A 21,934-nucleotide genomic window follows, 5' to 3' on the forward strand; every position below is an offset into this window, starting at 1 on the left:
ATTTGGAGCGGCGGCCGCCGAAACAATGACAAAACAAAAAACACACAAACCCACGCACACCACCCAAGAAAACCCCGCGCCCTTGCCGGTCAGTCCGTTTCGGCCATCGCCTCGGCGAACTGGGCGGCGTAGAGCCGCGAATACGCGCCGCCGGTCAGCAGCAGGGTTTCGTGGTCGCCCTGCTCGACGATCCGGCCCGATTCCATCACCAGGATGACGTCGGCGTCCCGGATCGTGGACAGCCGGTGCGCGATGACGAAGCTCGTCCGCCCCGCCCGCAGCGAGTTCATCGCCCGCTGGATGAGAACCTCGGTGCGGGTGTCGACCGAGCTCGTCGCCTCGTCGAGGATGAGGATCGCCGGTTTCGCCAGGAACGCCCGCGCCACCGTGATGAGCTGCTTCTCGCCCGCGCTGACGGTGCCGCCCTCGTCGTCGATCACCGTGTCGTAGCCATTCGGCAGGGTACGCACGAAGCGATCGACGTGCGTCGCCTTGGCGGCCTCGACGATTTCCTCGCGGGTGGCGTTGTCCGCGCCGTACGCGATGTTCTCCGCGATCGTGCCGCCGAACAGCCACGCGTCCTGCAGCACCATGCCGGTCTTGTCGCGTAGTTCCTCGCGGTTCATCTTCGCGATGTCGACGCCGTCGAGGGTGATCCGGCCGCCGTCGATCTCGTAGAACCGCATGAGCAGGTTGACCAGCGTGGTCTTGCCCGCCCCGGTCGGGCCGACGATGGCGACCGTGTGACCCGGTTCGACGCTGAGCGAAAGGTTCTCGATGAGCGGCGTGTCCGGCAGGTACCGGAACGAGACGTCCTGGAACTCGACCCGGCCCTGGACGACCTCCGGCCGCGCGGGCTCGGCGGGTTCCGGTTCCTGCTCCTCGGCGTCCAGCAGCGCGAAGACCCGCTCCGCCGAGGCGACGCCGGACTGCAGCAGGTTCGCCATGCTCGCGATCTGCGTGACCGGCTGGCTGAACTGCCGCGAGTACTGGACGAACGCCTGCACGTCCCCGAGCGACAGGCCGCCCGAGGTGACCCGCAGCGCGCCGATCACGGCCACCAGCACATAGTTCAGGTTGCCGATGAACATCATCGCGGGCTGGATCATCCCGGAGATGAACTGCGCCTTGAAACTCGAGGCGAACAGCGAGTCGTTGTGCTCGATGAACGTGTTCTGCGCCTGTTCACGACGGCCGAACACCTTCACCAGCGAGTGCCCGGTGTACATCTCCTCGATGTGCGCGTTGAGCCGCCCGGTGGTGGACCACTGCTTGATGAACTGCGGCTGTGCCCGCTTGCCGATCTTCGCCGCCACGAACACCGACGCCGGCACGGTCAGCAGCGCGATCACCGCCAGCAGCGGCGAGACGATGAACATCATCACCAGCACGCCGATGACCGTCAGCACCGACGACACGATCTGCGCGAGCGTCTGCTGGAGCGACTGCGCCAGGTTGTCGATGTCGTTGGTGACCCGGCTCAGCACCTCACCGCGCGGCTGGCGGTCGAAGTACTTCAGCGGCAGCCGCGCGAACTTGTACTCCACCTGCTGCCGCAGATCGAACACCGCGCGCTGCACCAGCGTGGTGGTCAGCCTCGCCTGGATCAGCGAGAAGAACGACGCGATGACGAACAGGCCCAGCACGATCAGCAGCACCTGGCCGACCCTGCTGAAGTCGATCGGCGCGCCGGGTACGAAGTCGACGCCGCTGAGCATGTCGGCCTTGGTGGTTTCGCCGTGGGCCCGCAGCCCGGCGATCACCGCTTCCTTGCTGAGACCGGCCGGCATGTCGTGGCCGAGCACGCCCGCGAAGATGAGGTCGGTGGCCTTGCCGAGCACCTTCGGCCCGATCACGGTCATCGCGACGCTCAGCGCGCCGAGCACGAGGACCCCGACGAGCGCCGCGCGCTGCGGCTGCAACAGGCGCAGCAGCCGGGCGAAGGAACCCTTGAAATCCAATGCCTTCTCCGGCGGCATACCGCCGGACATGAACCTGCCGGGCCCGCTCTGGCTGGGCCCTGTCCCGGGCGCGCTCCCGTGCGTCCGCGCCGCGGCCGGCCGCTCGCCCGCCTCGGTCTTGGCAGTCTCCGAGGAGTCGGTAGTACTCATGCGATGGCCTCGCTTCGCGAGACAGTGTCTAATCCCTTTTGGCGCATGATGTCGATGATTCGCTCGCAAGCGTCGCTCATGCCGCCTCCTGTTCGGTCAGCTGCGACAGCACGATCTCCCGATAGGTTTCGTTGCCGTCCATGAGTTCGTGGTGGGTTCCGGTGCCGACGACCCGGCCTTCGTCGAGCACGATGATGCGGTCGGCGCCCCGGATCGTGCTGACCCGCTGCGCGACGATGACGACGGTGGCTTCCGCGGTCTCGGCCGCCAGCGCCCGGCGCAGCGCGGCGTCGGTGGCGTAGTCGAGCGCGGAGAACGAGTCGTCGAAGAGATAGATCTCGGGCTTGTGCACGAGCATCCGGGCGATCGCCAGCCGCTGGCGCTGACCGCCGGAGACGTTGGTGCCGCCCTGCGCGATCGGCGTGTCCAGCCCCTCCGGCTTCTGCTCGACGAAATCCTTGGCCTGCGCGACTTCCAGCGCGTGCCACAGTTCCTCGTCGGTGGCGTCCGGATTGCCGTACCGCAGATTGCTCGCGATCGTGCCCGCGAACAGATACGGCTTCTGCGGGACGAATCCCACGATGGAGGCCAGTACCGCCGGATCGAGGTCGCGGACGTCGACGCCGTCGACCTTCACGGTGCCCGCGGTGGCGTCCATCAGCCGGGGGATCAGGTTGAGCAGCGTCGTCTTCCCGGTGCCGGTGCTGCCGATCACCGCCGTCGTCTCACCGGGACGGCCGATCAGCGAGATGTCGCACAGCACCGGCTTTTCCGCGCCGGGGTACCGGAATTCCACCCCGGTCAGTTCGAGGTGACCGTGCACGGCACCGGGCCGGATCGGCGTGACCGGCAGGCGCACGCTCGGCTCGGTGTCCAGCACCTCGGAGATCCGCTCGGCGCTGACCTCCGCGCGTGGCACCATCATGAACATGAAGGTGGCCATCATGACCGCCATCAGGATCTGCATCAGATAGGACAGGAACGCGGTGAGCGCGCCGACCTGCATGCTGCCCGAGTCGATGCGCTGCCCGCCGAACCACAGCACGGCGACGCTGGACGCGTTCATCACCAGCATCACGATCGGGAACATCAGCGCCATCAGCCTGCCGACCCGCAGCGACACGGTCAGCAGATCGTCGTTGGCCTTCGCGAAGCGCTCGCGTTCGTGGGTGTCGCGGACGAACGCGCGGATCACCCGGATACCCATGATCTGCTCGCGCAGGACCTGGTTGATCCGGTCCAGCCGTTCCTGCATGAGCCGGAAGGCGGGCCGCATCTTCGCCACGATGACGCTGACCGCGATGGCCAGCACCGGGACGATGACCAGCAGCAACGAGGACAGCGTGACGTCCTGGTTGAGCGCCATGATGATGCCACCGACACACATGATCGGCGCGGACAGCATCATCGTCAGCGTCATCAGCGTCAGCATCTGCACCTGCTGGACGTCGTTCGTGGTGCGCGTGATCAGCGACGGCGTGCCGAACTGGCCGACCTCGCGGGCGGAGAAGTCCTGCACCCGGTGGAAGACCGCGGACCGGACGTCCCTGCCGAGCGCCATCGCGGTGCGCGCGCCGAAGTAGACCGCGCCCAGCGAGGCGGCGATCTGGACCAGCGAGACCAGCAGCATCACGCCGCCGACGCCCAGGATGTAGCCGATGTTCCCGTCGACCACGCCGTGGTCGATGATGTCGGCGTTGAGCGTGGGCAGGTAGAGCCCGGCCAGCGTCTGGATGAGCTGAAGCAGTGCGACCAGCCACAGGACGCCCTGATACGGGCGCAGATGACTGCGCAGGAGCTTGATCAGCACAACGGTGACTCCCCCCAGTGGTGGTGTTGTCGTTCGGGTCGTTCTAAGAGGACAGTGCGGTGGTGCTTTCCCGGTCGGTGGTCCGGCGGCCGGAAGTGGTGGTGAGCGTGGGAAAACCCGCCGACAGTTCCGCCAGGAGCCGGGTCAGCGTCGGCAGGAACAGTTGCTGGTCCGACGTGAACCATTCGACGAAGGCGAGCCGGACCGCGCTTTCCACCGCCCCGGCCAGCAGACGGGCGTACAACTCGTCCTCGGCGTCGGCGTCGGCCCGTTCGATGATGGCGTCGGCGAGAAGGCGTTCGACCGTGTGGTGTGCCTTGAGGAACTCTCCTCGCAGCGCGGCGTGCCCCATCAGCGCGCGGACCCGGGAAACATAGGCCCGATCGGGTTCGCCGTCACGCGAATATTGCTCGAGCACCGCGCCGGTGATCGCCTCCCACAGCGGTTCCTCCGCCGGACGCGCCAGCAGCGCGTCGCGGACCCGGTGCTGGCGCGCGACGACGAACTCGCAGACGGCCTCCTCCTTGCACGAGAAGTAGTTGTTGAACGTGCGCGGGGAGACGCCCACTTCGGCCGCGATGTCCTCGACCTTCACCTGGTCCAGACCGCGCTCGACCGCGAGGCGCAGCGCCGCTTCGCTCAGCGCGCGACGGGCCGCCTGCTTCTTGCGTTCGCGCAGGCCGGGCTGCGACCGGGATTCGGATGGCATGCGGCGAGCGTAGCCAAAAGTTGCGTGCCGCGCAAAAATCTGCGCGACACGCACGAATCGGGCAGGCTTTCGGGCGGTTCTCCGGTCGCGGTGGGCACGCTGGAAGAAGGCTGACACCCTCCGCCGGACTGTCGCGGGTGGGCGTTTCGGGTTACGGTTGTTACGTAGCGTGAGTACGGGTTCTGCGATCGGCGGAGGTGCGGGCATGCGGGCGATGTGGAAGGGCTCGGTGTCGTTCGGGCTGGTCAGCATCCCGATCCAGCTGTACGCGGCCACCGAGAACAAGAACGTCTCCCTGCGGCAGGTGCACGAGGCCGACGGCGGGCGGATCCAGTACAAGCGGTTCTGCACGGTGGACGGGCAGGAGGTGCCCTACGCCGAGATCGCCAAGGGCTACGAGCTGCCCGACGGCGAGATGGTGGTGCTCACCGACGCCGACATGGCCGATCTGCCGCTGCCCACCCAGCGCATGATCGACGTCCTCGAATTCGTGCCGATGGAGTCCATCGACCCGATCCAGTTCGACAAGACCTATTACCTGGAGCCGCAGAAGAACGCGGTGAAGCCGTACGTCGTCCTGCGTGACGCGCTGCAGAAGGCGAGTCACGTGGCCATCGCGAAGGTCGCCGTCCGGCAGCGGGAGAGCCTGGCCGTGCTCCGCGTGCACGACGACGTCCTGGTGATGACCACGATGCTGTGGCCCGACGAGGTCCGCACCCCGGATTTCCCGTTCCTGCACGAGGATCTCCCGCAGGTGCGCGCGCAGGAGATCACCATGGCGGGGTCGCTCATCGACTCGCTGTCGGAACCGGTCTTCGAGGCGGAGAAGTACTCGGACAGCTACCGCGAAGCGCTCGAATCGATGATCGAGGCGAAGGTCGCGGGGAACGAGACCGCGAAACCCGGCCCGGTCGCGGCGAAGGCCGACGTGGTCGATCTGATGTCGGCGTTGCAGGCGAGCGTGAACGCGGCGAAGAAGTCGCGCAAACCCGCCCCCGCGCGGAAACCCGCGGTGCGCAAGGCGTCCGGAAAGTCCGAAGCGGAGCCGAAAACCGCGAAGAAGCCCGCCGCGTCGCGGGCACGCCGTTCCCCGAAGAGCGCCTGACACCGTCGTGTCGTCCGCCTGGGTACGCGTGTCGTCCGAAGTGGACTCCGGAAGGCTGTCCGGCCGCTGAACGCCGCCCGGGATGCCCCCGTGCGGGCCGTCCGTGCGGGGCGAAGCGCTGACCAGGGTGTTCACGGGGAGTGCCGGACCGGTGACGGCGACACGCCGTGCGTATGCCAGACTCTGGCCTCCCCGGGTGGTACCAAGAAGCAGTCGGGTCGAATCGAGCAAGATCGCGGAAGCCCGCAGGACACGGAAGGCGGAACAGCATCATGGACTGTGCGTCCTGTACCGCCGGTATCGACCACTGTCACGGCACACTGGTCGTGCATCCGGACGGCGGATTCGCCGAATGCACGGACGACGGCTGCACCGATGACGATCGCGTGCGGCACGCCCTGATCATCGACTGCCACACCCTCGACGCGGCCTGCGGCTGCGTTGTCGAACAGCACACGGAAATCGTGCTGTCCCAAGCATCCTGAGCCTCCCGCCATCGAGGGGCGCTCCCCGCGCGGGGCGCCCCTCGATGCTGTCGCGGCCGGATCCCGGGCGGGGTAAACGATTTCGGTGCCCCGCGCCGACAGCCTGCCGCGGGGGAGCATCCGCTGTGTCCCTTGTGGTCCGACGAGGCCGAATTCCTTACCCGATCGTGTAAGTCCGCGTGTACACCGCCTCGGCGATGTGCTACCACTAACGGGGTCCTTCGGCTCTCCCTCCCCCTCGGAGCCGGAGGACCCTTTAATTTCCGGCGGGCCACTGGACCCGATAGGTCAGTGTGGGCTGTATTGTTCAGCGCGTGGTGACCTGTGAGACCCGAGAGGCCGCGCTGACCCGCGTCGGCCGCGCACTGGCCGATCCGACGCGCTGCCGCATCCTGACGGCGTTGCTGGACGGGCCCCGCTATCCCGGCAGGCTGGCCGCCGAATTGGAGCTGAGCCGGTCGAACGTCTCCAACCACCTGTCCTGCCTGCGGGGCTGCGGGCTCGTGGTGGCGAGCTACGAGGGCCGTTCGGTGCGGTACGAACTCGCCGACGCGCATCTGGCCCGCGCGCTGCGTGAACTCGTCCAGGTCGTGCTCGCCGTCGAGCCCGCCGACGACTGTGCCGACGAGGACCGCGTCGGGAGTGACGCGTGATCCCCGCGCCCGCCGGAGGCTGCCCGGACGGGTGCTGCGCGGGGGAGTCCCGCGTACTCACCGTGGACCGCCGGGCGGTGCTCGTCCGCCGGATCCGGCTGCTCGTGGCGGCGACGATCGGCTACAACGTCGTCGAGGCGATGGTCGCGCTGATCGCCGGATCGCGGGCGTCTTCGGCGGCGCTGATCGGTTTCGGGCTCGACTCGGTGGTCGAGGTGGCGTCTGCCACCGCAGTCGCCTGGCAGTTCTCCGGACGGGACCCGGAAGCGCGGGAACGCTTGGCGCTCAAGGTGATCGCGTTGTCCTTCTTCGGGCTCGCCTGCTACGTCACCGTGGACGCGGTCCGGACGTTCGCCGGGGCGGGGGAGGCCCGGCCGTCGGTCACCGGGATCGTGCTGGCCGCCGTCTCGCTCGCGGTGATGCCGCTGCTTTCGGCCGCGCAACGCCGTGCGGGCCGCGAACTCGGTTCCGCGAGCGCGGTCGCCGATTCCCGGCAGACACTGCTCTGCACCGGGCTTTCCGGCGTGCTGCTGGCCGGTCTGCTGCTGAATGGGCTGTTCGGCTGGTGGTGGGCGGATCCGGTGGTCGCGCTGGCGATCGCCGTCGTCGCGGTCAGGGAGGGCAGGACCGCCTGGCGCGGCGAGCACTGCTGCTGACCCGGTGCCGAGCGCCACGATGGGGGCGCTCGGCACCGGGTAGTGCGCGGGGCGCGGGTCAGTACCAGTGCGCGCGGCCGCCGATCTGCCGCCCGGTCGCGCCGAGCACGGCCAGTGCGGCGCCGGCCACCGCGAGGATGATGCCGATCGTCCAGAGCACCTGGATGCCGGTCACGAATCCCACGACCAGCAGGATCACACCGAGGATGATCACGTCGTCACGCTCCTTCTCCTCACTGCCCGCCCGGGAAGGGGTCCCGGACGGGCGCGTGGAAGGAGGGTTTCCGCCGCACCGCAAGGGAAACGCGCCGTTCGGAGCAGCCGGTGCGGCATTCGGCGCAATCTCGCTCAGTACCGGTAGTGCTCCAGCTTGTACGGGCCTTCGACGTCGACACCGATGTAGTCGGCCTGCTCCTTGGTGAGCTTGGTCAGCTTCACGCCGAGCGCGTCGAGGTGCAGCCGCGCGACCTTCTCGTCGAGCTGCTTCGGCAGGCGGTGCACCTCGGTGCTGTACTGGCCCGGCTTGCTGAACAGCTCGATCTGCGCGATCGCCTGGTTGGTGAAGGAGTTCGACATCACGAACGACGGGTGACCGGTGGCGTTGCCGAGGTTCATCAGCCTGCCCTCGGACAGCACGATGATCGCGTGCCCGTCAGGGAAGCGCCATTCGTGCACCTGCGGTTTGATCTCGGTCTTGACGATGCCCGGGATCTTCGCCAGCCCGGCCATGTCGATCTCGTTGTCGAAGTGCCCGACGTTGGCGACGATCGCGTTGTGCTTCATCCGGGCCAGCTGGTCGGCCATGATGATGTTGAAGTTGCCGGTGGTGGTGATGAAGATGTCACCGCGTTCGAGGACGTCGTCCAGTTCGACGACGTCGAGGCCGTCCATGGACGCCTGGAGCGCGCAGATCGGGTCGATCTCGGTGACCGCGACACGCGCGCCCTGTCCGCGCAACGCCTCCACCGCGCCCTTGCCGACGTCGCCGTAGCCGCACACGACGACCTGCTTGCCGCCGATCATGACGTCGGTGGCGCGGTTGAGCCCGTCGACGAGCGAGTGCCGGATCCCGTACTTGTTGTCGAACTTGGACTTCGTGACCGAGTCGTTGACGTTCATCGCGGGGAACAGGAGCTCACCGTCGCGTGCCAGCTTGTAGAGCCGCTTGACGCCGTTGGTGGTTTCCTCGGTGACACCGCGGATTTCGGCGGCCATGCGGGTGAACCGCTGCCCGTCGGCGGCCAGGCTTTCGGCCAGCGTGCGCAGGATGATCCGGTACTCCTCGGGTTCGTCGTCGCCGGCCTGGGGGACCGCGCCCGCCGCCTCGAACTCGACTCCCTTGTGGACCAGCAGTGTCGCGTCACCGCCGTCGTCGAGGATCATGTTCGGCGTCTTCCCGCCGGGGAACCGGAAAAGCTGGTCGGTGCACCACCAGTACTCGTCGAGCGTCTCGCCCTTCCAGGCGAACACCGAAGTCCCTTGTGGACGGTCCGGGGTGCCGTCGGGCCCGACGACGACGGCCGCGGCGGCCTCGTCCTGGGTCGAGAAGATGTTGCACGAAACCCACCGGACCTCGGCGCCGAGCGCCACCAGCGTCTCGATCAGCACCGCGGTCTGCACCGTCATGTGCAGCGAACCCGCGATCCGGGCGCCCTTGAGCGGCTGCGCGGCGGCGTACTCCTCGCGGATGGCCATCAGGCCGGGCATCTCGTGTTCCGCGAGCCGCAGCTGGATCCGGCCGGCCCCGGCCAGTGCCAGATCCGCGACGGCGAAGTCGATTCCGTTGATCTCCCGCAGTTTCTCGCTCATTTCTCGCTCTCTTCTCGGCTGGACAAGGGCAGGAGGAATCAGGGCATTCCCGCGCAGGACGGAAATGCCCGCTCAGGGGCGGGTCAGTGCTTTTCTTGTCTCGAATGCACGAAGGCGCCTCCTGAGTTCAGGAGGCGCCCTTGGGAGTCGTGATCGTGGGCCGAGCGTGGCGGAAAGAATTCCGTCGCAGCGCCTCTCGGCCCGGAAACCAGAGTGGCAAAGCCGCCGGGGAGTGTCAAGCCAGCGTCGTCTCGACCAGATCGCGGCCGAGGTCGCCCTCCCCGCCGCCGGGCATCGCGAGCTTCGCCGAGCGGTACCAGGTCGCGTCCGCCTCCGGATGGGGCCCGACCACGCCGACCCGGCCCTTCCCGTGGGCGACGACGACCGCGGCCGGGGTTCCGGTGTCGTAGGTGGCGAGCACGTTCGCGCCCGAACCGGGGCGCAGCTTGAACTCCGGGCCGTCCTGGAAGTACACCGTCCGGTCCCGGCCGCGCCAGGACACCGTCACCACGGTGTCCTGCGTGGTGCGCACGCTGGCCTTGCGGGAGGCGATGTACTGGTCGGTGTCGCCGGGCAGCAGGTTGAACCCCGGGGTGGCCCCGGCGAGGTAACCGCCGAGGCAGAAGCCCACGTAGCGGCCGCCGTCGGCGACCCAGCCACGGATGTCGTCGGCGTAGCGGCGCATCTTCCGCCAGCCGTCGTCCAGGCTGCCGCCTCCGGGCTGCGCGTAGAGGACGGCCTTGTCGAGCGAGGCACGGGTGAGTGGTGTCGCTTCGCCCGGCCCGCAGTACTCGACTCGCAACGGCGTGGTGGTGCCCCGCAGCAACGTCGCGACGGCCTCGGCGCAGCCCTCGCAGGCGGCCGGGCCGCGGTAGACGAGGGCGAGCGGACGGTCGTCGGACGTGAAGCCGGCGACCCCGGCCCAGCCGAGCCCGCCGGCGGCCACGACGGCACCGGCGCCGATGAGCAGAGTCCGTCTTCGCACGGCCACCTCCACAGGGGACAGTGCGTCAAGGCTAGCCGCGCGGTGGTGAGTCCGTGGTGTGCTGAAGGCCTCTTCCGGTGCACCCCGGCCGCGCCGGATCCAGGCCGGTCAAAGGAGATACGCGCCGCGCCAGATCCGTTCGGACCGCCCGCCGATGAGCCCCGCGTCCCGCAGGAACGGCACGATCTTCTCGGCCATCCACCGGCGGGTCTCGCGGAAGTGCGGATTGGCCAGCGCGGCGGCCCGGCCCTCCCGGGGATCGATCCCGACGCTGCGATAGACGCGCGGGTCGACGAGGGTGTCGACGACGCCGTAGGAGACCAGGGCGGTGCGGGCGCGATGCCAGCGAAGGCCGGAACGGGACAGCCGCGGCACCGTCCGCAGCACCTCCTCCTTCGCGAACCGGACGTGGCGGGCCTCTTCGACCACGTGGATCCGGTTCACCGCGCGGATCAGCGGCTGGATGCCGTCGTCGTCCATCATGGACCGCTGCAGCCGGTCGGTGGTCTCCTCGGCCACCAGCACCGCGGCGAACATCGACGGCCCGGCGGCGGTGGCGGCGAAGACCTTGCCCAGCCTGCGCACGATCTCGGGAACGCCGTAGCGGGGCACGCCGAGCCGTTCGGCCGTCCGCGCGAACATCACCGAATGCCGGGTCTCGTCCCCGATCTCGGTGAGCGCGTACTGCGCGTGCTCGGTGCGGGCGTCGAGGTTGTAGACGTAGCGGGCGAGCAGCTGCATCAGCACGATCTCGAACCACAGCCCGACGCTCATGATGCTGGAGATCTCGTGCTTGGACAGTTCGATGCGCTGCTCCGGCGTCAGCCTGTCCCACAGCGGCGTGCCGTACAGCGAAACTCGTTCCAGTGGCATGAACGCCTTGCCGTCGACGAGCGGGGCGTCCCAGTCGATGTCGACGTACGGGTCGTACGAGTTCTTCACCGAGCTTTTCAGCAGGCGCGCGGCGGTGACATCCCGATCCTGGGGCTGGATCTCGACGGCCATGGCGATCTCCAAGTATGGGGTACGCGACGTACTAGGTACCTCCGCAGCGTACACCCGTCCCGGGGCCGGTGAGTAGGCTTGTCCCATGGCTGTGCCCGCCGCGAACACCAGGAAGCCCGTCCCGAAGCCCGCCGCGAACAAGGTCGACGGACGGGCGGCCCGCTGGGCGGGGCAGCAGGAGCGGCGGCGGGCCGAGTTCGTCGAGGCGGCGCTCGAGGCGATCGCCGAACACGGCCCCGGCGTGTCGACGGAGCAGATCGCCGAGCGCGCCGGCGTCGCCCGCACGCGGCTGTACCGGCATTTCGCCGACGCGTCCGACCTGCAGCGCGCCATCGCCCAGCGCGCCGCCGAGCTGGTGACCGCCGAACTGGCACCGCTGTGGCGCCCCCAGGGCTCACCGCGGGAGATGATCGCCGCCGCCATCGGCACCCATCTGCGCTGGCTCACCGAGCACGCCCAGTTGCACCGCTACCTGCTGCGGACGGTGCGCAGCAGCGGGGAAACCGGCGCGCTGCCCGACATCCGCTCCGCGATCGCGCTGCACCTGAGCAAGCTCTTCGCCGGGTACCTCGCGGCGTTCGGGCTCGACACCGCCCCGGCGGACACGGTCGCCTTCGGCCTGGTCGGGTACGTCGAATCGGCCACCACCCGGTGGCTCGACCATCCGGGTGAACTGACCAAGGCCGAGCTGTCCGAGCAGCTGTCCGGCACGATCTGGGCGATGCTCGACCACACGTTGCGCACCCGCGGCGTCGAACTCGACCCCGACCAGCCGCTGCCGCTGCCCGACGGGATGGATTAAGCGCCTTCGCCGAGTTCCGCGCGCAGTCCGGCCACCAGGACGCGCAGCCCGAACTCGAAGCGCGCGTCGAAGTCGAGGAACCGGCCGACCGTCGTGGCCGAGAGGCGGGGGTAGGTCGTGGTGTCCAGCGCCGCGGTGAGCGTTTCGGTTTCGGTGCCGCTCGCGCCCTGCTGTTCGAGCGTCTCGCCGAGGATGAAGCTGAAGATCGTGGTGAGTGCCCAGAGCGCGGTTTCCTCGCCGAAGCCCGCGGCCTCGAGCATCGCCAGCGTGCGGTCGGCGACGGACATCGTGTGCTGCTTCGTCACGTAGCTGCCGCCGACGATGCGGGCCCCGTCCCGCTGCGCCAGCAGGACCTCGCGGAATTCCCGGGCGAGCGCCGCGATGTTCTCCGCCCACTCGTCGCTCTCGAAGCGGAGCCTGCCGGACAGATCGGCCGTGATCGTTTCGGCCATCTCGTCGAGCAGGGCCTGCTTGCCGTCGAACAGGCGATAGATCGTCGGAAGCTGCACGCCGAGGCCGGTGGCGAGCTTGCGCATGGTCAGCGCGTCCAGCCCGTCGGTGCCGACCAGTGCGAGCGCGGCGCGCGCCACCGTCTCCGCCCGTACCCGGGCCTTGCTCCTCGTCTCCGCTCCAGCGGCGCTCGTTGACACGTTAACGATGATATCACTACATTGGAATTCACGAGCGATAACGTTGTTAACGTAATTTTTGGAGTGGTCATGACGAGTGTGGCTCCGGTGCGGGCACGCACCGAAGAGACCGGGCTGGCGATGGTCGTGCGCCAGCTGCGCTGGGAGGCCATCGGCGTGGTCTCGGTCGAGCTGTGTGCCGCGGACGGGCGCGAGCTGCCGCCGTGGCGTCCCGGCGCGCACCTCGAACTGGTGCTGCCGACGGGGATTTCCCGGCAGTACTCGCTGTGCGGATCGCCCGGGGACAGGTCCTGCTATCGCATCGGCGTGTTGCGCGAGCGGAACAGCCGGGGCGGATCGGAGTACGTGCACGCGTTCCTCCGTCCCGGCCAGCCGGTGCGCGTGCGCGGGCCGCGGGACAACTTCGGTTTCGGCCCCGCGGCGGCGTATCTGTTCGTGGCGGGCGGGATCGGGATCACGCCGATCCTCCCGATGGTGGCCGAAGCCGAGGCCGGGGGAGTGCCGTGGCAACTCGTGTACGGCGGCCGGGCCGCGGATTCGATGGCGTTTCTCGGCGAACTCCGGCCTTACGGGGACCGGGTGCGGCTCTACCCGGGAGACCGGGCGGGCCGGATCCCGCTGGGCGAGTGGCTCGGCCGGCCGCGGCCCGGCACGGAGATCTACGTGTGCGGCCCGGAACGGCTGCTGACCGCGGTCGAGGAGGGCGCCGCGCACTGGGGTCCCGATGTCGTGCACGCGGAGCGGTTCAAGGCCCGTCCCAAACCGGCGCGACCGAACACCGCGATCGAGGTGCGGTGCGCCCGGTCGGACCGGACGGTGACCGTCCCCGCCGACCGCAGCGTGCTCGGTGTGCTGGAGGAGGAAGGCCTGCCGGTGACCGGGTCCTGCCGGGAAGGCATCTGCGGCATCTGTGAAACCCGGGTGCTCGACGGCGAACCCGATCACCGCGACGACATCCTCTCCGGGGACGACCGCGTCTCCGGCGACGTGATGTACCCGTGCGTGTCGCGGGCGCTCGGCCAGCGGCTGGTCCTCGACCTCTGACGAAACCCAGTAGCGATAAGGAGAATTGCGATGAGTGCCGACCTCGACAGCGCTCCCGTTCGTACGGCGGCCGACGACTACCGGCCCATCGACATGGCCAGGGTGCGGGAGATCATCGGTCACCCGGCCCCGTTCATCGCGGAGAAGAAGGAACCGTGCCTCGGCGAGTTCGCCATGCGGTTCATCGCGCACAGCACGTTCTTCGTCCTCGCCAGTTCCGACGAGGCCGGGCACCTGGACACCAGCCCGAAAGGCGATCCGCCGGGCGCGGTGCGCGTCCTGGACCCGTGGACACTGGCCATCCCGGACCGGCCAGGCAACAAGTCCGCGGACACCTTCGAGAACCTCGCCCGCAATCCGGGTGTCGGCATGGTGTTCCTGGTCCCGGGGCTGCGCGAAACCCTGCGTGTCAACGGCGACGCGTTCGTCACCGACGACCCCGGGCTGCTGGAGCGGCTCGGCGCCGACGGCAAACCCGCCGTACTGGCCACGATCGTGCGGGTGCGCGAGGTGTTCGGCCAGTGCGGCAAGGCGTTGATCCGCGCGAAGCTCTGGGAGGGTGACAAGCGTGGTCTGGCCGACGCGGTGACGGTGGGCGGCACCTTCAGTTCGCTGAACGTCGCGGAGAACGCCGGGAAGATGGAGCGCGTCCTCGGCGAGCAGGCCCGTGGGCTGGACGGGCTCCTCGAACACGCCTACCGCACCGAGCTCTACTGACCAGCTAATCGGTCACGACAGGGAACTCGGCGCGGACGCCGAGCAGCCGCACCGGTTTGGTGAGCTCGAACATCGCCAGCACCGTCCCGGCCGCGCGCTCGATCTCGGCGGCGTCGGCGGTCGGCTCGGGCAGGGTGACGCTGTGCGTGTGGGTCAGGAACGGGGCGAAGCGCACCTTGACCGCGACGCGCGCGGCCGGTCTGCCCTCTTCGGACACGTCCTCGGCGACACGCTGGGCCAGCGTGGCCACCTCGGCCGCCACGGCGCCGGGGTCGGTCAGGTTCTGCTGGAAGGTGGTTTCGCGGCTGCGGGACTTGGCCACCCACGGCGTCGCGGTGACCTCGGCGTCGCCGATTCCGCCGGCGAGCAGCCGGTACCACGGGCCGAGCCGGGGGCCAAACCGCGCGGCGAGGTCACCGGGGGAGGCCCCGGCGAGATCCAGCACCGTGTGCAGGCCGGCCTCCGCGAGCTTCTTGGCGGTCTTGCGGCCGATACCCCAGAGCGCGTCGGTGGGGCGCTCGGCCATCACGTCCCACCAGTTCTCCTGCGTGAGCCGGAAAATCCCGGCCGGTTTGCCGAATCCGGTGGCGAGTTTCGCGCGCAGCTTGTTGTCGCCGATCCCGACCGAAGAGGACAGACCGGTCCGCTCGGCGACGGCGCTGCGGACGTCGGCCGCGAGCGTTTCGGGCTCGTCGGTGACCGCGCCGAGGAACGCCTCGTCCCAGCCGAGCACCTCGACGACCACCGGGAACTCGCGCAGCACCGCCATCACCCGCTCCGACACCTCCTCGTACGCGGGCGCGTCGGCCGGCAGGAAAACGGCTTCCGGGCAGCGCTTCGCCGCGGTCCGCAGGGGCATTCCGGACTGGATCCCGAACTCCCGCGCCTCGTACGACGCGGTCGCCACGACGGCCCGCTCGGTCACGTCGCCGGTGCCGCCGACGACCACCGGGCGGCCGCGCAGTTCGGGATGACGCGCGATCTCGACCGCGGCGATGAACTGGTCGAGGTCGAAGTGCAGGACCCAGGCGGTGGCGGACACGCGGTCCAGTGTGCGGGAGCGCCCGCCCCCGGCGCACCCGGAGCCCGGGTCAGCGATGGCGTCGCGCGGCGTAGGCCCAGATCGCGCCGCCCGCGGCCGGGACGGCGTACAGGATGAGCGGGACCGTGGAGGTCAGCACGCCCACGACCGGCAGTACGAGGGCCGCCGCGCCGAGCGCGATCGCCAGGGCCGTCAGCCGCCGCGACGCCGCGGGCTTCGCCGACCGCAGCATCTCCGCGAGCTCCGGATCGGTCGTCTCGAACCAGTGCTCGATCTTGTCCAGCTCGTGGCGGTCGTGACGGCTGAGCATCGCGTAGCCTCCTTCGGCGCCGGACCCGGCAGTCACCTGGGGAATACCCACCCGCGAGGGGAAATAACCGTATAACGCCCTATTCGGCTCGTCGGTCCACAATGGACACTTTCGGGGGTGGTGGGCGGCAGATGCCCGGGGTGTGGATCACTATCGGCTTGACGCGCGCCGAGTCCTCCAGTAGAACTTAGATCGTCAACACGAACTAAGTTCGTCAAGTCGGTTTCCTGACCCTGCCCAGTCGCCTGAGCCGCGTTCGAGAGACCAGTTCTGGAGGTAGGGATGCGAGTTTCCGTCGTCGGTGCCGGCCTGGGAGGTCTGTGCCTGGCGCAGGGTCTGCGTGGTGCCGGGATCGAGGCCGAGGTGTACGAGCGGGACCCGGCGATCACCGCGCGGTTCCAGGGCTACCGGCTCGTGCTGAACCCGGTGGGGTTCGAGGCGCTGCGAAGCTGTCTGCCGCCGCGCCTGCACCCGCTGCTGGACGAGGTGGTCAGTGACGCCTACGTCGAGCGGCTGGCCCTGGACCCGCGGCTGAATGAGATCGGCGAGCTCGGGCCCGCCAAGAGCGGGATCGTGGTCGACCGGCACGTGCTCCGGTGTCTGCTGCTGACCGGGCTCACGGTGCACACCGGAGCCGCGCTGACCGGCTACGACGTACTGGACGAAGGCACTGTCGAAGCCCGGTTCGCACACGGTGGCGCGGCCACCGCCGACCTGCTCGTCGGCGCGGACGGAGTCAATTCCGCGGTCCGCTCGGTGTTGTCACCGGGGACCACCCCGGCCGACACTGGTGTCCGGTTCGTCATCGGCCGTACGCCGCTGTCCGACCGCTTCGCCGGACTGTCCCGGGCCTATGGCGGGAAGATCGCCGGGGACGGGGTGAGCCTGCTGCTCGGCGCGATGCGGTTCCGTACTCCGCCGAAGGAGGCGGCCGAGAAGCTGGCGCCCGAGGTGACGCTCCCCGATATCCGCGACTACGTGCGCTGGGCCATGATCCTGCCGCCGGACGGCTCGCTCAGCGACCTGACCCCGCAGGAAGCCGCGTTGTCCAGGATGGCGGGATGGCATCCGGAGCTGCGGGCGCTCATCGAGGAGGCCGACCCGGACAACAGCACCCTGCTGTCCATCCGGGTGGTCGAGCCCGGCGAGCGCTGGGCACCCGGTCCGGTCACGCTGCTCGGCGACGCCATCCACGCCACTTCCCCGACCGGCGGCAACGGCGCGAACACCGCGCTGCGTGACGCCGATCTGCTGCGCCGTCGCCTGATCGAGGCCGCCGAGGGACGTCAGGACCTCCTCGCTGCGGTCGGCGACTACGAGCGGCAGATGTTCGAGTATGGCGCCGAAGCCGTTCGCCACAGCCTCGACGCCCTCCCCGCCTACGTTCCGAAATCGGCCTGACGGCAGGCCGGTCGAGCGCTCGAATTCGTCCGGATGGGCGGTACTGGTGGCGGGAACCCGGGAAAACCCTTTCCGCACGGTAATTTGTGCGGGATTGGTGACCAGCTGTGATCCGGCGCCGGGCGACATCCACTGGAGGATCCTTGACCATTCCCACCGAACCCATCGGCAGCATCCCGCGGCCCGCCTACCTCGTGTCCGGGCTCGGTGACTTCGCCGCCGGCCGGATCGACGCGAACGCCCTGGCCGAGCTGGAAGCCAAGGCGCTGGCCGAAACGATCGGCCGCCTCGAGGAGACCGGCTCCCCGGTGCTCACCGACGGCGAGCAGGGGAAGCCGAGCTTCGCGACCTATCCGCTGGCGGGATCGGACTCGCTGGCGCCGGACGGGGTCGTCATCCCGTTCGCCGATGGGCACACCCGTCAGCTGCCGAAGCTGACGGCCGGGCCCTTCCGGTACCAGACCTATGCGGACGAATACCTTGTGCGGGCGAAGAAACTGACCGGCAAGCCGGTGAAGCAGGCGGTGATCGCGGCGTCGGCGATCGGGCTGATCTACCCGCCGGACGGGATCGAGGGCTACAGCCACGACCAGTTCGTGGCCGATCTGGTGGACGAGGCCGCGGCCGACATCCGGCGCAGCCTCGACGCGGGCGCGGACAGCGTCCAGATCGACTTCACCGAGGGACGTCTTTCGCTGAAGCTGGACCCCTCGGGCGAGTTGCTGCGGTCGTTCGTCGAGCTGAACAACCAGGTGCTCGAGCGGTTCACCGAGCAGGAGCGGCAGCGGATCGGCGTGCACACCTGCCCCGGCGGGGACCAGGATTCGGTGCACAGCCTCGACGTCGACTACTCCGGGCTGCTGCCGACGCTGTTCCGGCTGAACGTCGGCCGGGTCTACGTCCAGCTCGCCAGCGAGGACGACCCCGAGAAGGCACTGCGGATCATCGCCGAGCACCTGCGGCCGGATCAGCGGGTCTTCGTCGGCGTCACCGATCCGATCGATCCGCGGGTCGAGACCGCCGAGGAGGTCCGCGACCGGGTGCTCGCGGCGGCGCGGCACATCCCGGTGGACCGGCTCGGCACCTGTGACGACTGTGGTTTCTCGCCGTTCGCCGATGACGTTTCGACGTCGCGGGACACGGCGTTCGCGAAGATCGCGGCCAGGGTCGAAGGCACCCGCCAGGCCGCCGAAACCCTCGGCGTGGGCTGACCGTTCGCTCGTCGCGCTAGGCGCTCTGGGCGGCGACCCGGACGCCGAGCGCGACGAGCAGCGAGCCCATCACGGCGTCCAGCGCGCGCCGGACCCTGGCCCTGGTGAGGAACCGGCGCAGCAGGCCGACCACGACCGCGAGCGTCATGAACCACGCCACGGTCGAGGCGAGGGCGAGGACGGCGAGTTCGAGGACCTGCGCCGTCGACGCCGACCGCGGGAGGAACTGGGGGACCAGCGCCAGGAAGTAGACCGCGACCTTCGGGTTGAGCAGATTGGTCAGCAGGCCCTGGCGGAACCCCGCCCACGTGGTGAGCTTTTTCGGGCCGTTCTCGCGAAGTTCCTGATAGTCGCCACGGCGGACGGCGAGCCACGCCTTGACGCCGAGGAAGATCAGGTAGGCCGCGCCGATCAGCTTCACCACGGTGAACGCCGCCGCCGAGGCGGCCAGCACCGCGGCCACGCCGAAGGCGATCGCCACCACCCAGGCGAAGACCCCGCACGCGATCCCGATCCCGGCGGCGATGCCCGCGCGGCGCCCGCCGACGAGGGAACTTCGCGTCACGACCACGAAATCCGGGCCGGGGAGCATGGCACCGAGCAGGACGACGAGCGCGAACGACAACGCGGTGGCGGCGGAGACCATGCCCGGATCCTACCGATCCGCGGTCTGTGCGCCGACCGGTTTTCCGCTGTCTCCCAGGTGCGCGCGCAGGGCCTGGACTCCCTTGCGCAGTCCGGAAAACTGCTCTTCGGTGAGCCCGTCGACGAACAGCTCGCGGACCAGCGCCGCGTGCCCGGCGGCCGCCGCCCGCAGTTCCGCCCTGCCGCGGTCGGTGAGGAACGCGATCACGCCGCGGTCGTCCCCGGCACAGGACCGGCGGCCGACCAGCCCCGCCTTCTCCAGCTGCGCGACCTGATACGTCAGCCCGCTCTTGGACGTCAGCGCGGCGCCCGCCAGCTCGGTCATCCGGAGGCAGCCGTCCGCCGCCGCGAGCCGCGCGAGCACCTCGTACTGGGGATGTGACAGCCCGGCGTCGTCCTTGAGCTGCTGTTCGACCAGCCGGGTGAGCAGCGTGCTCGCCGCGAGGAAACCCTGCCAGGTCTCCAGTTCGCGTTCGGTGAGCCCGCGCACATCGCCCATGGTGTCAATAGTAACTTGTTGTTCGAATTTGAACAAAGCTGTAGGGTTCGATCATGAGTGCTGACAGCGCCGACACCGTCGCCGAGGTCCGGACCCGGGTGCGAATTCCGCTGCGCTTCGCCGGTTTCGAGGCCGAGGGCGAAGCCGTCACCTTTCACGGGCTCGTCGACGGCGCGGAGCATCTGGCGTTCGCGTTCGGTACTCCCGGGGACAACGTCCCGCTGGTGCGGATCCATTCCGAGTGCCTGACCGGCGACGTCTTCGGGTCGGCGCGGTGCGACTGCGGCCCGCAGCTGCGCGAGGCGGTCGCGCGGATCTCCGAGACCGGCGGTTATCTGCTCTACCTCCGGCAGGAAGGCCGGGGCATCGGGCTCTACAACAAGCTCGACGCGTACGCGCTGCAGGACGAAGGGCTCGACACCTACGCGGCGAACACCGCGCTCGGCCTGCCCGAGGACGCCCGCGACTACACCGTCGCCGCGCAGATGCTGCGCGCGCTCGGCGTCACGCGAGTGGATCTCCTGTCGAACAACCCCGACAAGGCCGAGCAGTTGCGGGCCGCGGGGATCGCGTTGCGCGAATGTGTGCCGACCGGGGTGTTCGCGACCGAGAGCAATGTCCGCTACCTGCGGGCGAAGGCGGAACAGACCGGCCACAGTCTTACGCTGCCCGGACTGGCCAGCTGAATCACGATCGCCGTTTCGCCGCCGCGGCCGCGGAACCGGTGGTCAGTTTCTCCAGCAGTCCGATGAGGACGGTCTGCTCCTGTTCGGTCAGCGACGAGGCCCAGGCCCGTTCGCGCGCGTTGTGGTCCTGGTACGCGCCGACGACGGCGTCGTGCCCCGCGTCGGTGAGACTCAGCTGCACCGCGCGGCGGTCGTGCTCGGCCGGGGTTCGCAAGACCAGCTCGTCCCGCTCCAGCGTGTTGACCAGCGCGGACACCGCGGCCCGGCTCATTCCGGAGAGCCGGGCGACGTGCCGGGCCTCCAGCGGCCCCGCCAGCCACAGCACGAACAGCACCCGGAAACCCGCCCAGCTCCACCCGCGCGGGCGGTGCACGGTCGATTCCCAGTCGTAGACGAGCGCGCTGACCAGCCGGTGCAGGGTCAGCCCGAGACGCATCGCGGCGGGGTCGATCGCGGGCAGCTCGCCGTGGGTCTTCTCGACCGCGTAGTCCACGAACGAGAGGTAGTCGAGCTCGGCCGGTTCCTCGGTCATCCGCACAGGCTAAGCCAAAGGTCTTCCCTCCGGCGGGGGTGCGGGGCTAGCCTGGCACCGAGAATGGTCAAACCTTTGACTAGTACGAGGGAGTGCTCGTCATGACCAAGAAGGCCTTCGCCTCCTCGGCGGACCTCGGCGAGAAGCAGCAGACGCTCGAGGTGCTCGCCGACGGCGTGTACGCGCTCACGGCCGAGGGAGACCCCAACATCGGGGCGATCGAGGGCGAGGACTTCCTCGTCTGCTTCGAAGCGCTCGCGACGCCGGTCGCCGCGGCCGAATGGCTCGCGAAACTGCGCGAGCACACCGACAAACCCGTGCGGTATCTGGTTCTTTCGCATTATCACGCGGTACGGGTGCTCGGCGCGTCCGCGTTCGACGCCGAGGTGATCGTCGCGCACGAGAACACCCGCGCCCTGGTCGCCGAGCGCGGCAAGGAGGACTGGGAGAGCGAGTTCGGCCGGATGCCGCGGCTGGCGAAGGGCGCGGAATCGGTGCCAGGGCTCACCTGGCCGACGCTGACCTTCTCCGACCGGCTCACCATCGACCTCGGCGGTGACCGGGGCGACCTGGTGCTCCAGTACTGCGGGCGCGGGCACACCGAGGGCGACATCGTCGCCTGGCTGCCCCGGCAGAAGATCCTCTACGCCGGCGACCTCGTCGAGGCCGAGGCCGCGTTGTACACCGGGGACGCCTTCCATCGCGACTGGTCTTCGTCCACTTTGGACAAGGTCGCGGCGTTCGGCGCCGAGGTGCTCATCGGCGGCCGGGGCGGGGTGAGCCGGGGCCGGGACGCGGTGGACGCGGCGATCGCGCAGACGCGGCATTTCCTGACTGTGATGATCCGCGAGGTCGGCGCGGTCCAGGAGCGCGGCGGGACGCTCAAGGAGGCCTTCGAGCGCACCCGCGCCGCCCTCGTCGACGGCTACGGGCACTGGCCGATTTTCGAGCACTGCCTGCCTTTCGACGTCTCGCGGCTGTGGGACGAGCTCTCCGGGATCGAGCGGCCCGTGGTGTGGACGGCCGAGCGGGACCGGGAGGTCTGGGACCAGCTGCAGGACTAGGGC

Annotated in this window: 24 protein-coding genes and 1 riboswitch; of the genes, 11 read left to right on the top strand and 13 right to left on the bottom strand. The window is 69.3% G+C overall.

The genetic code is table 11. The features are described from left to right. Positions 1 to 89 precede the first annotated feature (89 nt). The 3 genes from ACFWX1_RS38385 to ACFWX1_RS38395 all read right to left on the bottom strand — a co-directional run bounded on the left by ACFWX1_RS38385 (position 90) and on the right by ACFWX1_RS38395 (position 4,630). On the bottom strand, positions 90 to 2,111 hold the full coding sequence (locus ACFWX1_RS38385; RefSeq protein WP_378394757.1) for an ABC transporter ATP-binding protein: 2,022 nt from the start codon (positions 2,109 to 2,111) through the stop codon (positions 90 to 92). Positions 2,112 to 2,187: 76 nt separating this feature from the next. After that, positions 2,188 to 3,921: an ABC transporter ATP-binding protein gene (locus tag ACFWX1_RS38390; protein WP_378394758.1), complete on the bottom strand. Its 1,734-nt coding sequence runs from the start codon at positions 3,919 to 3,921 to the stop codon at positions 2,188 to 2,190. 43 nt (positions 3,922 to 3,964) lie between these two features. After that, a complete protein-coding gene (locus tag ACFWX1_RS38395; protein ID WP_378394759.1) occupies positions 3,965 to 4,630 on the bottom strand; it encodes a TetR/AcrR family transcriptional regulator in 666 nt (221 codons plus the stop codon). A 205-nt stretch (positions 4,631 to 4,835) separates the two neighbouring features. Between ACFWX1_RS38395 and ACFWX1_RS38400 the strand changes: the two genes are divergently transcribed. The 4 genes from ACFWX1_RS38400 to ACFWX1_RS38415 all read left to right on the top strand — a co-directional run bounded on the left by ACFWX1_RS38400 (position 4,836) and on the right by ACFWX1_RS38415 (position 7,529). Beyond that, a complete protein-coding gene (locus tag ACFWX1_RS38400) occupies positions 4,836 to 5,735 on the top strand; it encodes a Ku protein (protein WP_378394760.1) in 900 nt (299 codons plus the stop codon). A gap of 272 nt (positions 5,736 to 6,007) precedes the next feature. Further along, a complete protein-coding gene (locus ACFWX1_RS38405) occupies positions 6,008 to 6,220 on the top strand; it encodes a hypothetical protein (RefSeq protein ID WP_378394761.1) in 213 nt (70 codons plus the stop codon). A gap of 314 nt (positions 6,221 to 6,534) precedes the next feature. Further along, positions 6,535 to 6,873, top strand: a complete 339-nt coding sequence (locus ACFWX1_RS38410; protein WP_378394762.1) for an ArsR/SmtB family transcription factor — start codon at positions 6,535 to 6,537, stop codon at positions 6,871 to 6,873. Further along, complete coding sequence (locus tag ACFWX1_RS38415; protein ID WP_378394763.1) at positions 6,870 to 7,529, top strand: cation transporter; 660 nt, start codon at positions 6,870 to 6,872, stop codon at positions 7,527 to 7,529. The genes ACFWX1_RS38410 and ACFWX1_RS38415 overlap by 4 nt, the downstream gene beginning before the upstream one ends. 58 nt (positions 7,530 to 7,587) lie before the next feature. Here the strand turns inward: ACFWX1_RS38415 and ACFWX1_RS38420 are convergent, their stop codons facing one another. The 4 genes from ACFWX1_RS38420 to ACFWX1_RS38435 form a co-directional block, all read right to left on the bottom strand. Beyond that, a complete protein-coding gene (locus ACFWX1_RS38420) occupies positions 7,588 to 7,743 on the bottom strand; it encodes a hypothetical protein (RefSeq protein WP_378322475.1) in 156 nt (51 codons plus the stop codon). Positions 7,744 to 7,877: 134 nt separating this feature from the next. Further along, a complete protein-coding gene (ahcY, locus tag ACFWX1_RS38425; protein WP_378394764.1) occupies positions 7,878 to 9,338 on the bottom strand; it encodes an adenosylhomocysteinase in 1,461 nt (486 codons plus the stop codon). Positions 9,339 to 9,463: 125 nt separating this feature from the next. Next, positions 9,464 to 9,542: riboswitch (S-adenosyl-L-homocysteine riboswitch) on the bottom strand. A gap of 31 nt (positions 9,543 to 9,573) precedes the next feature. Beyond that, complete coding sequence (locus ACFWX1_RS38430; RefSeq protein WP_378394765.1) at positions 9,574 to 10,323, bottom strand: BPL-N domain-containing protein; 750 nt, start codon at positions 10,321 to 10,323, stop codon at positions 9,574 to 9,576. Positions 10,324 to 10,431: 108 nt separating this feature from the next. Next, positions 10,432 to 11,328 carry a diiron oxygenase gene (locus ACFWX1_RS38435; RefSeq protein ID WP_378394766.1) on the bottom strand — a complete coding sequence of 299 codons (897 nt, stop codon included), beginning with the start codon at positions 11,326 to 11,328 and terminating at the stop codon, positions 10,432 to 10,434. A gap of 85 nt (positions 11,329 to 11,413) precedes the next feature. On the opposite strand from ACFWX1_RS38435, the gene ACFWX1_RS38440 reads away from it, so the two are divergent. Continuing rightward, entirely contained in the window at positions 11,414 to 12,130 is a 717-nt protein-coding gene (locus tag ACFWX1_RS38440; protein ID WP_378394767.1) for a TetR/AcrR family transcriptional regulator, read from the top strand. On the opposite strand, the gene ACFWX1_RS38445 is transcribed toward ACFWX1_RS38440, so the two are convergent. Next, positions 12,127 to 12,780 (bottom strand): TetR/AcrR family transcriptional regulator C-terminal domain-containing protein, encoded by a 654-nt coding sequence (locus ACFWX1_RS38445; RefSeq protein ID WP_378394768.1) that lies wholly within the window; start codon positions 12,778 to 12,780, stop codon positions 12,127 to 12,129. The genes ACFWX1_RS38440 and ACFWX1_RS38445 overlap by 4 nt on opposite strands. 69 nt (positions 12,781 to 12,849) lie before the next feature. On the opposite strand from ACFWX1_RS38445, the gene ACFWX1_RS38450 reads away from it, so the two are divergent. Together ACFWX1_RS38450 and ACFWX1_RS38455 are read left to right on the top strand one after the other, a co-directional pair. Then, positions 12,850 to 13,824 (top strand): PDR/VanB family oxidoreductase, encoded by a 975-nt coding sequence (locus ACFWX1_RS38450; RefSeq protein ID WP_378394769.1) that lies wholly within the window; start codon positions 12,850 to 12,852, stop codon positions 13,822 to 13,824. 30 nt (positions 13,825 to 13,854) lie between these two features. Next, complete coding sequence (locus tag ACFWX1_RS38455) at positions 13,855 to 14,541, top strand: MSMEG_1061 family FMN-dependent PPOX-type flavoprotein (protein WP_378394770.1); 687 nt, start codon at positions 13,855 to 13,857, stop codon at positions 14,539 to 14,541. A gap of 4 nt (positions 14,542 to 14,545) precedes the next feature. Here the strand turns inward: ACFWX1_RS38455 and ACFWX1_RS38460 are convergent, their stop codons facing one another. Then, positions 14,546 to 15,583, bottom strand: coding sequence for a DNA polymerase IV (locus ACFWX1_RS38460; RefSeq protein ID WP_378394771.1), 1,038 nt, complete (start codon positions 15,581 to 15,583; stop codon positions 14,546 to 14,548). 49 nt (positions 15,584 to 15,632) lie between these two features. Then, entirely contained in the window at positions 15,633 to 15,893 is a 261-nt protein-coding gene (locus ACFWX1_RS38465) for a DUF3040 domain-containing protein (protein WP_378394772.1), read from the bottom strand. Between the two features lie 282 nt (positions 15,894 to 16,175). Here ACFWX1_RS38465 and ACFWX1_RS38470 point away from each other — a divergent pair, with 282 nt between their 5' ends. Together ACFWX1_RS38470 and ACFWX1_RS38475 are read left to right on the top strand one after the other, a co-directional pair. Then, a complete protein-coding gene (locus ACFWX1_RS38470) occupies positions 16,176 to 17,294 on the top strand; it encodes an FAD-dependent oxidoreductase (protein WP_378394773.1) in 1,119 nt (372 codons plus the stop codon). A gap of 143 nt (positions 17,295 to 17,437) precedes the next feature. Further along, positions 17,438 to 18,505 carry a cobalamin-independent methionine synthase II family protein gene (locus ACFWX1_RS38475; protein ID WP_378394774.1) on the top strand — a complete coding sequence of 356 codons (1,068 nt, stop codon included), beginning with the start codon at positions 17,438 to 17,440 and terminating at the stop codon, positions 18,503 to 18,505. Between the two features lie 16 nt (positions 18,506 to 18,521). Here ACFWX1_RS38475 and ACFWX1_RS38480 read toward each other — a convergent pair whose 3' ends face one another. Further along, complete coding sequence (locus ACFWX1_RS38480) at positions 18,522 to 19,151, bottom strand: LysE family translocator (protein WP_378394776.1); 630 nt, start codon at positions 19,149 to 19,151, stop codon at positions 18,522 to 18,524. Between the two features lie 9 nt (positions 19,152 to 19,160). Beyond that, a complete protein-coding gene (locus ACFWX1_RS38485; protein ID WP_378394777.1) occupies positions 19,161 to 19,649 on the bottom strand; it encodes a MarR family winged helix-turn-helix transcriptional regulator in 489 nt (162 codons plus the stop codon). A gap of 53 nt (positions 19,650 to 19,702) precedes the next feature. On the opposite strand from ACFWX1_RS38485, the gene ribA reads away from it, so the two are divergent. Continuing rightward, on the top strand, positions 19,703 to 20,335 hold the full coding sequence (ribA, locus tag ACFWX1_RS38490; protein WP_378394778.1) for a GTP cyclohydrolase II: 633 nt from the start codon (positions 19,703 to 19,705) through the stop codon (positions 20,333 to 20,335). Position 20,336: 1 nt separating this feature from the next. Here ribA and ACFWX1_RS38495 read toward each other — a convergent pair whose 3' ends face one another. Beyond that, a complete protein-coding gene (locus ACFWX1_RS38495; protein ID WP_378394779.1) occupies positions 20,337 to 20,867 on the bottom strand; it encodes a MarR family winged helix-turn-helix transcriptional regulator in 531 nt (176 codons plus the stop codon). Positions 20,868 to 20,968: 101 nt separating this feature from the next. On the opposite strand from ACFWX1_RS38495, the gene ACFWX1_RS38500 reads away from it, so the two are divergent. After that, positions 20,969 to 21,931, top strand: coding sequence for an MBL fold metallo-hydrolase (locus tag ACFWX1_RS38500; protein ID WP_378394780.1), 963 nt, complete (start codon positions 20,969 to 20,971; stop codon positions 21,929 to 21,931). Positions 21,932 to 21,934: the final 3 nt, after the last annotated feature.

Source organism: Amycolatopsis sp. NPDC059021 (assembly GCF_042739895.1).
Lineage (GTDB): Bacteria > Actinomycetota > Actinomycetes > Mycobacteriales > Pseudonocardiaceae > Amycolatopsis.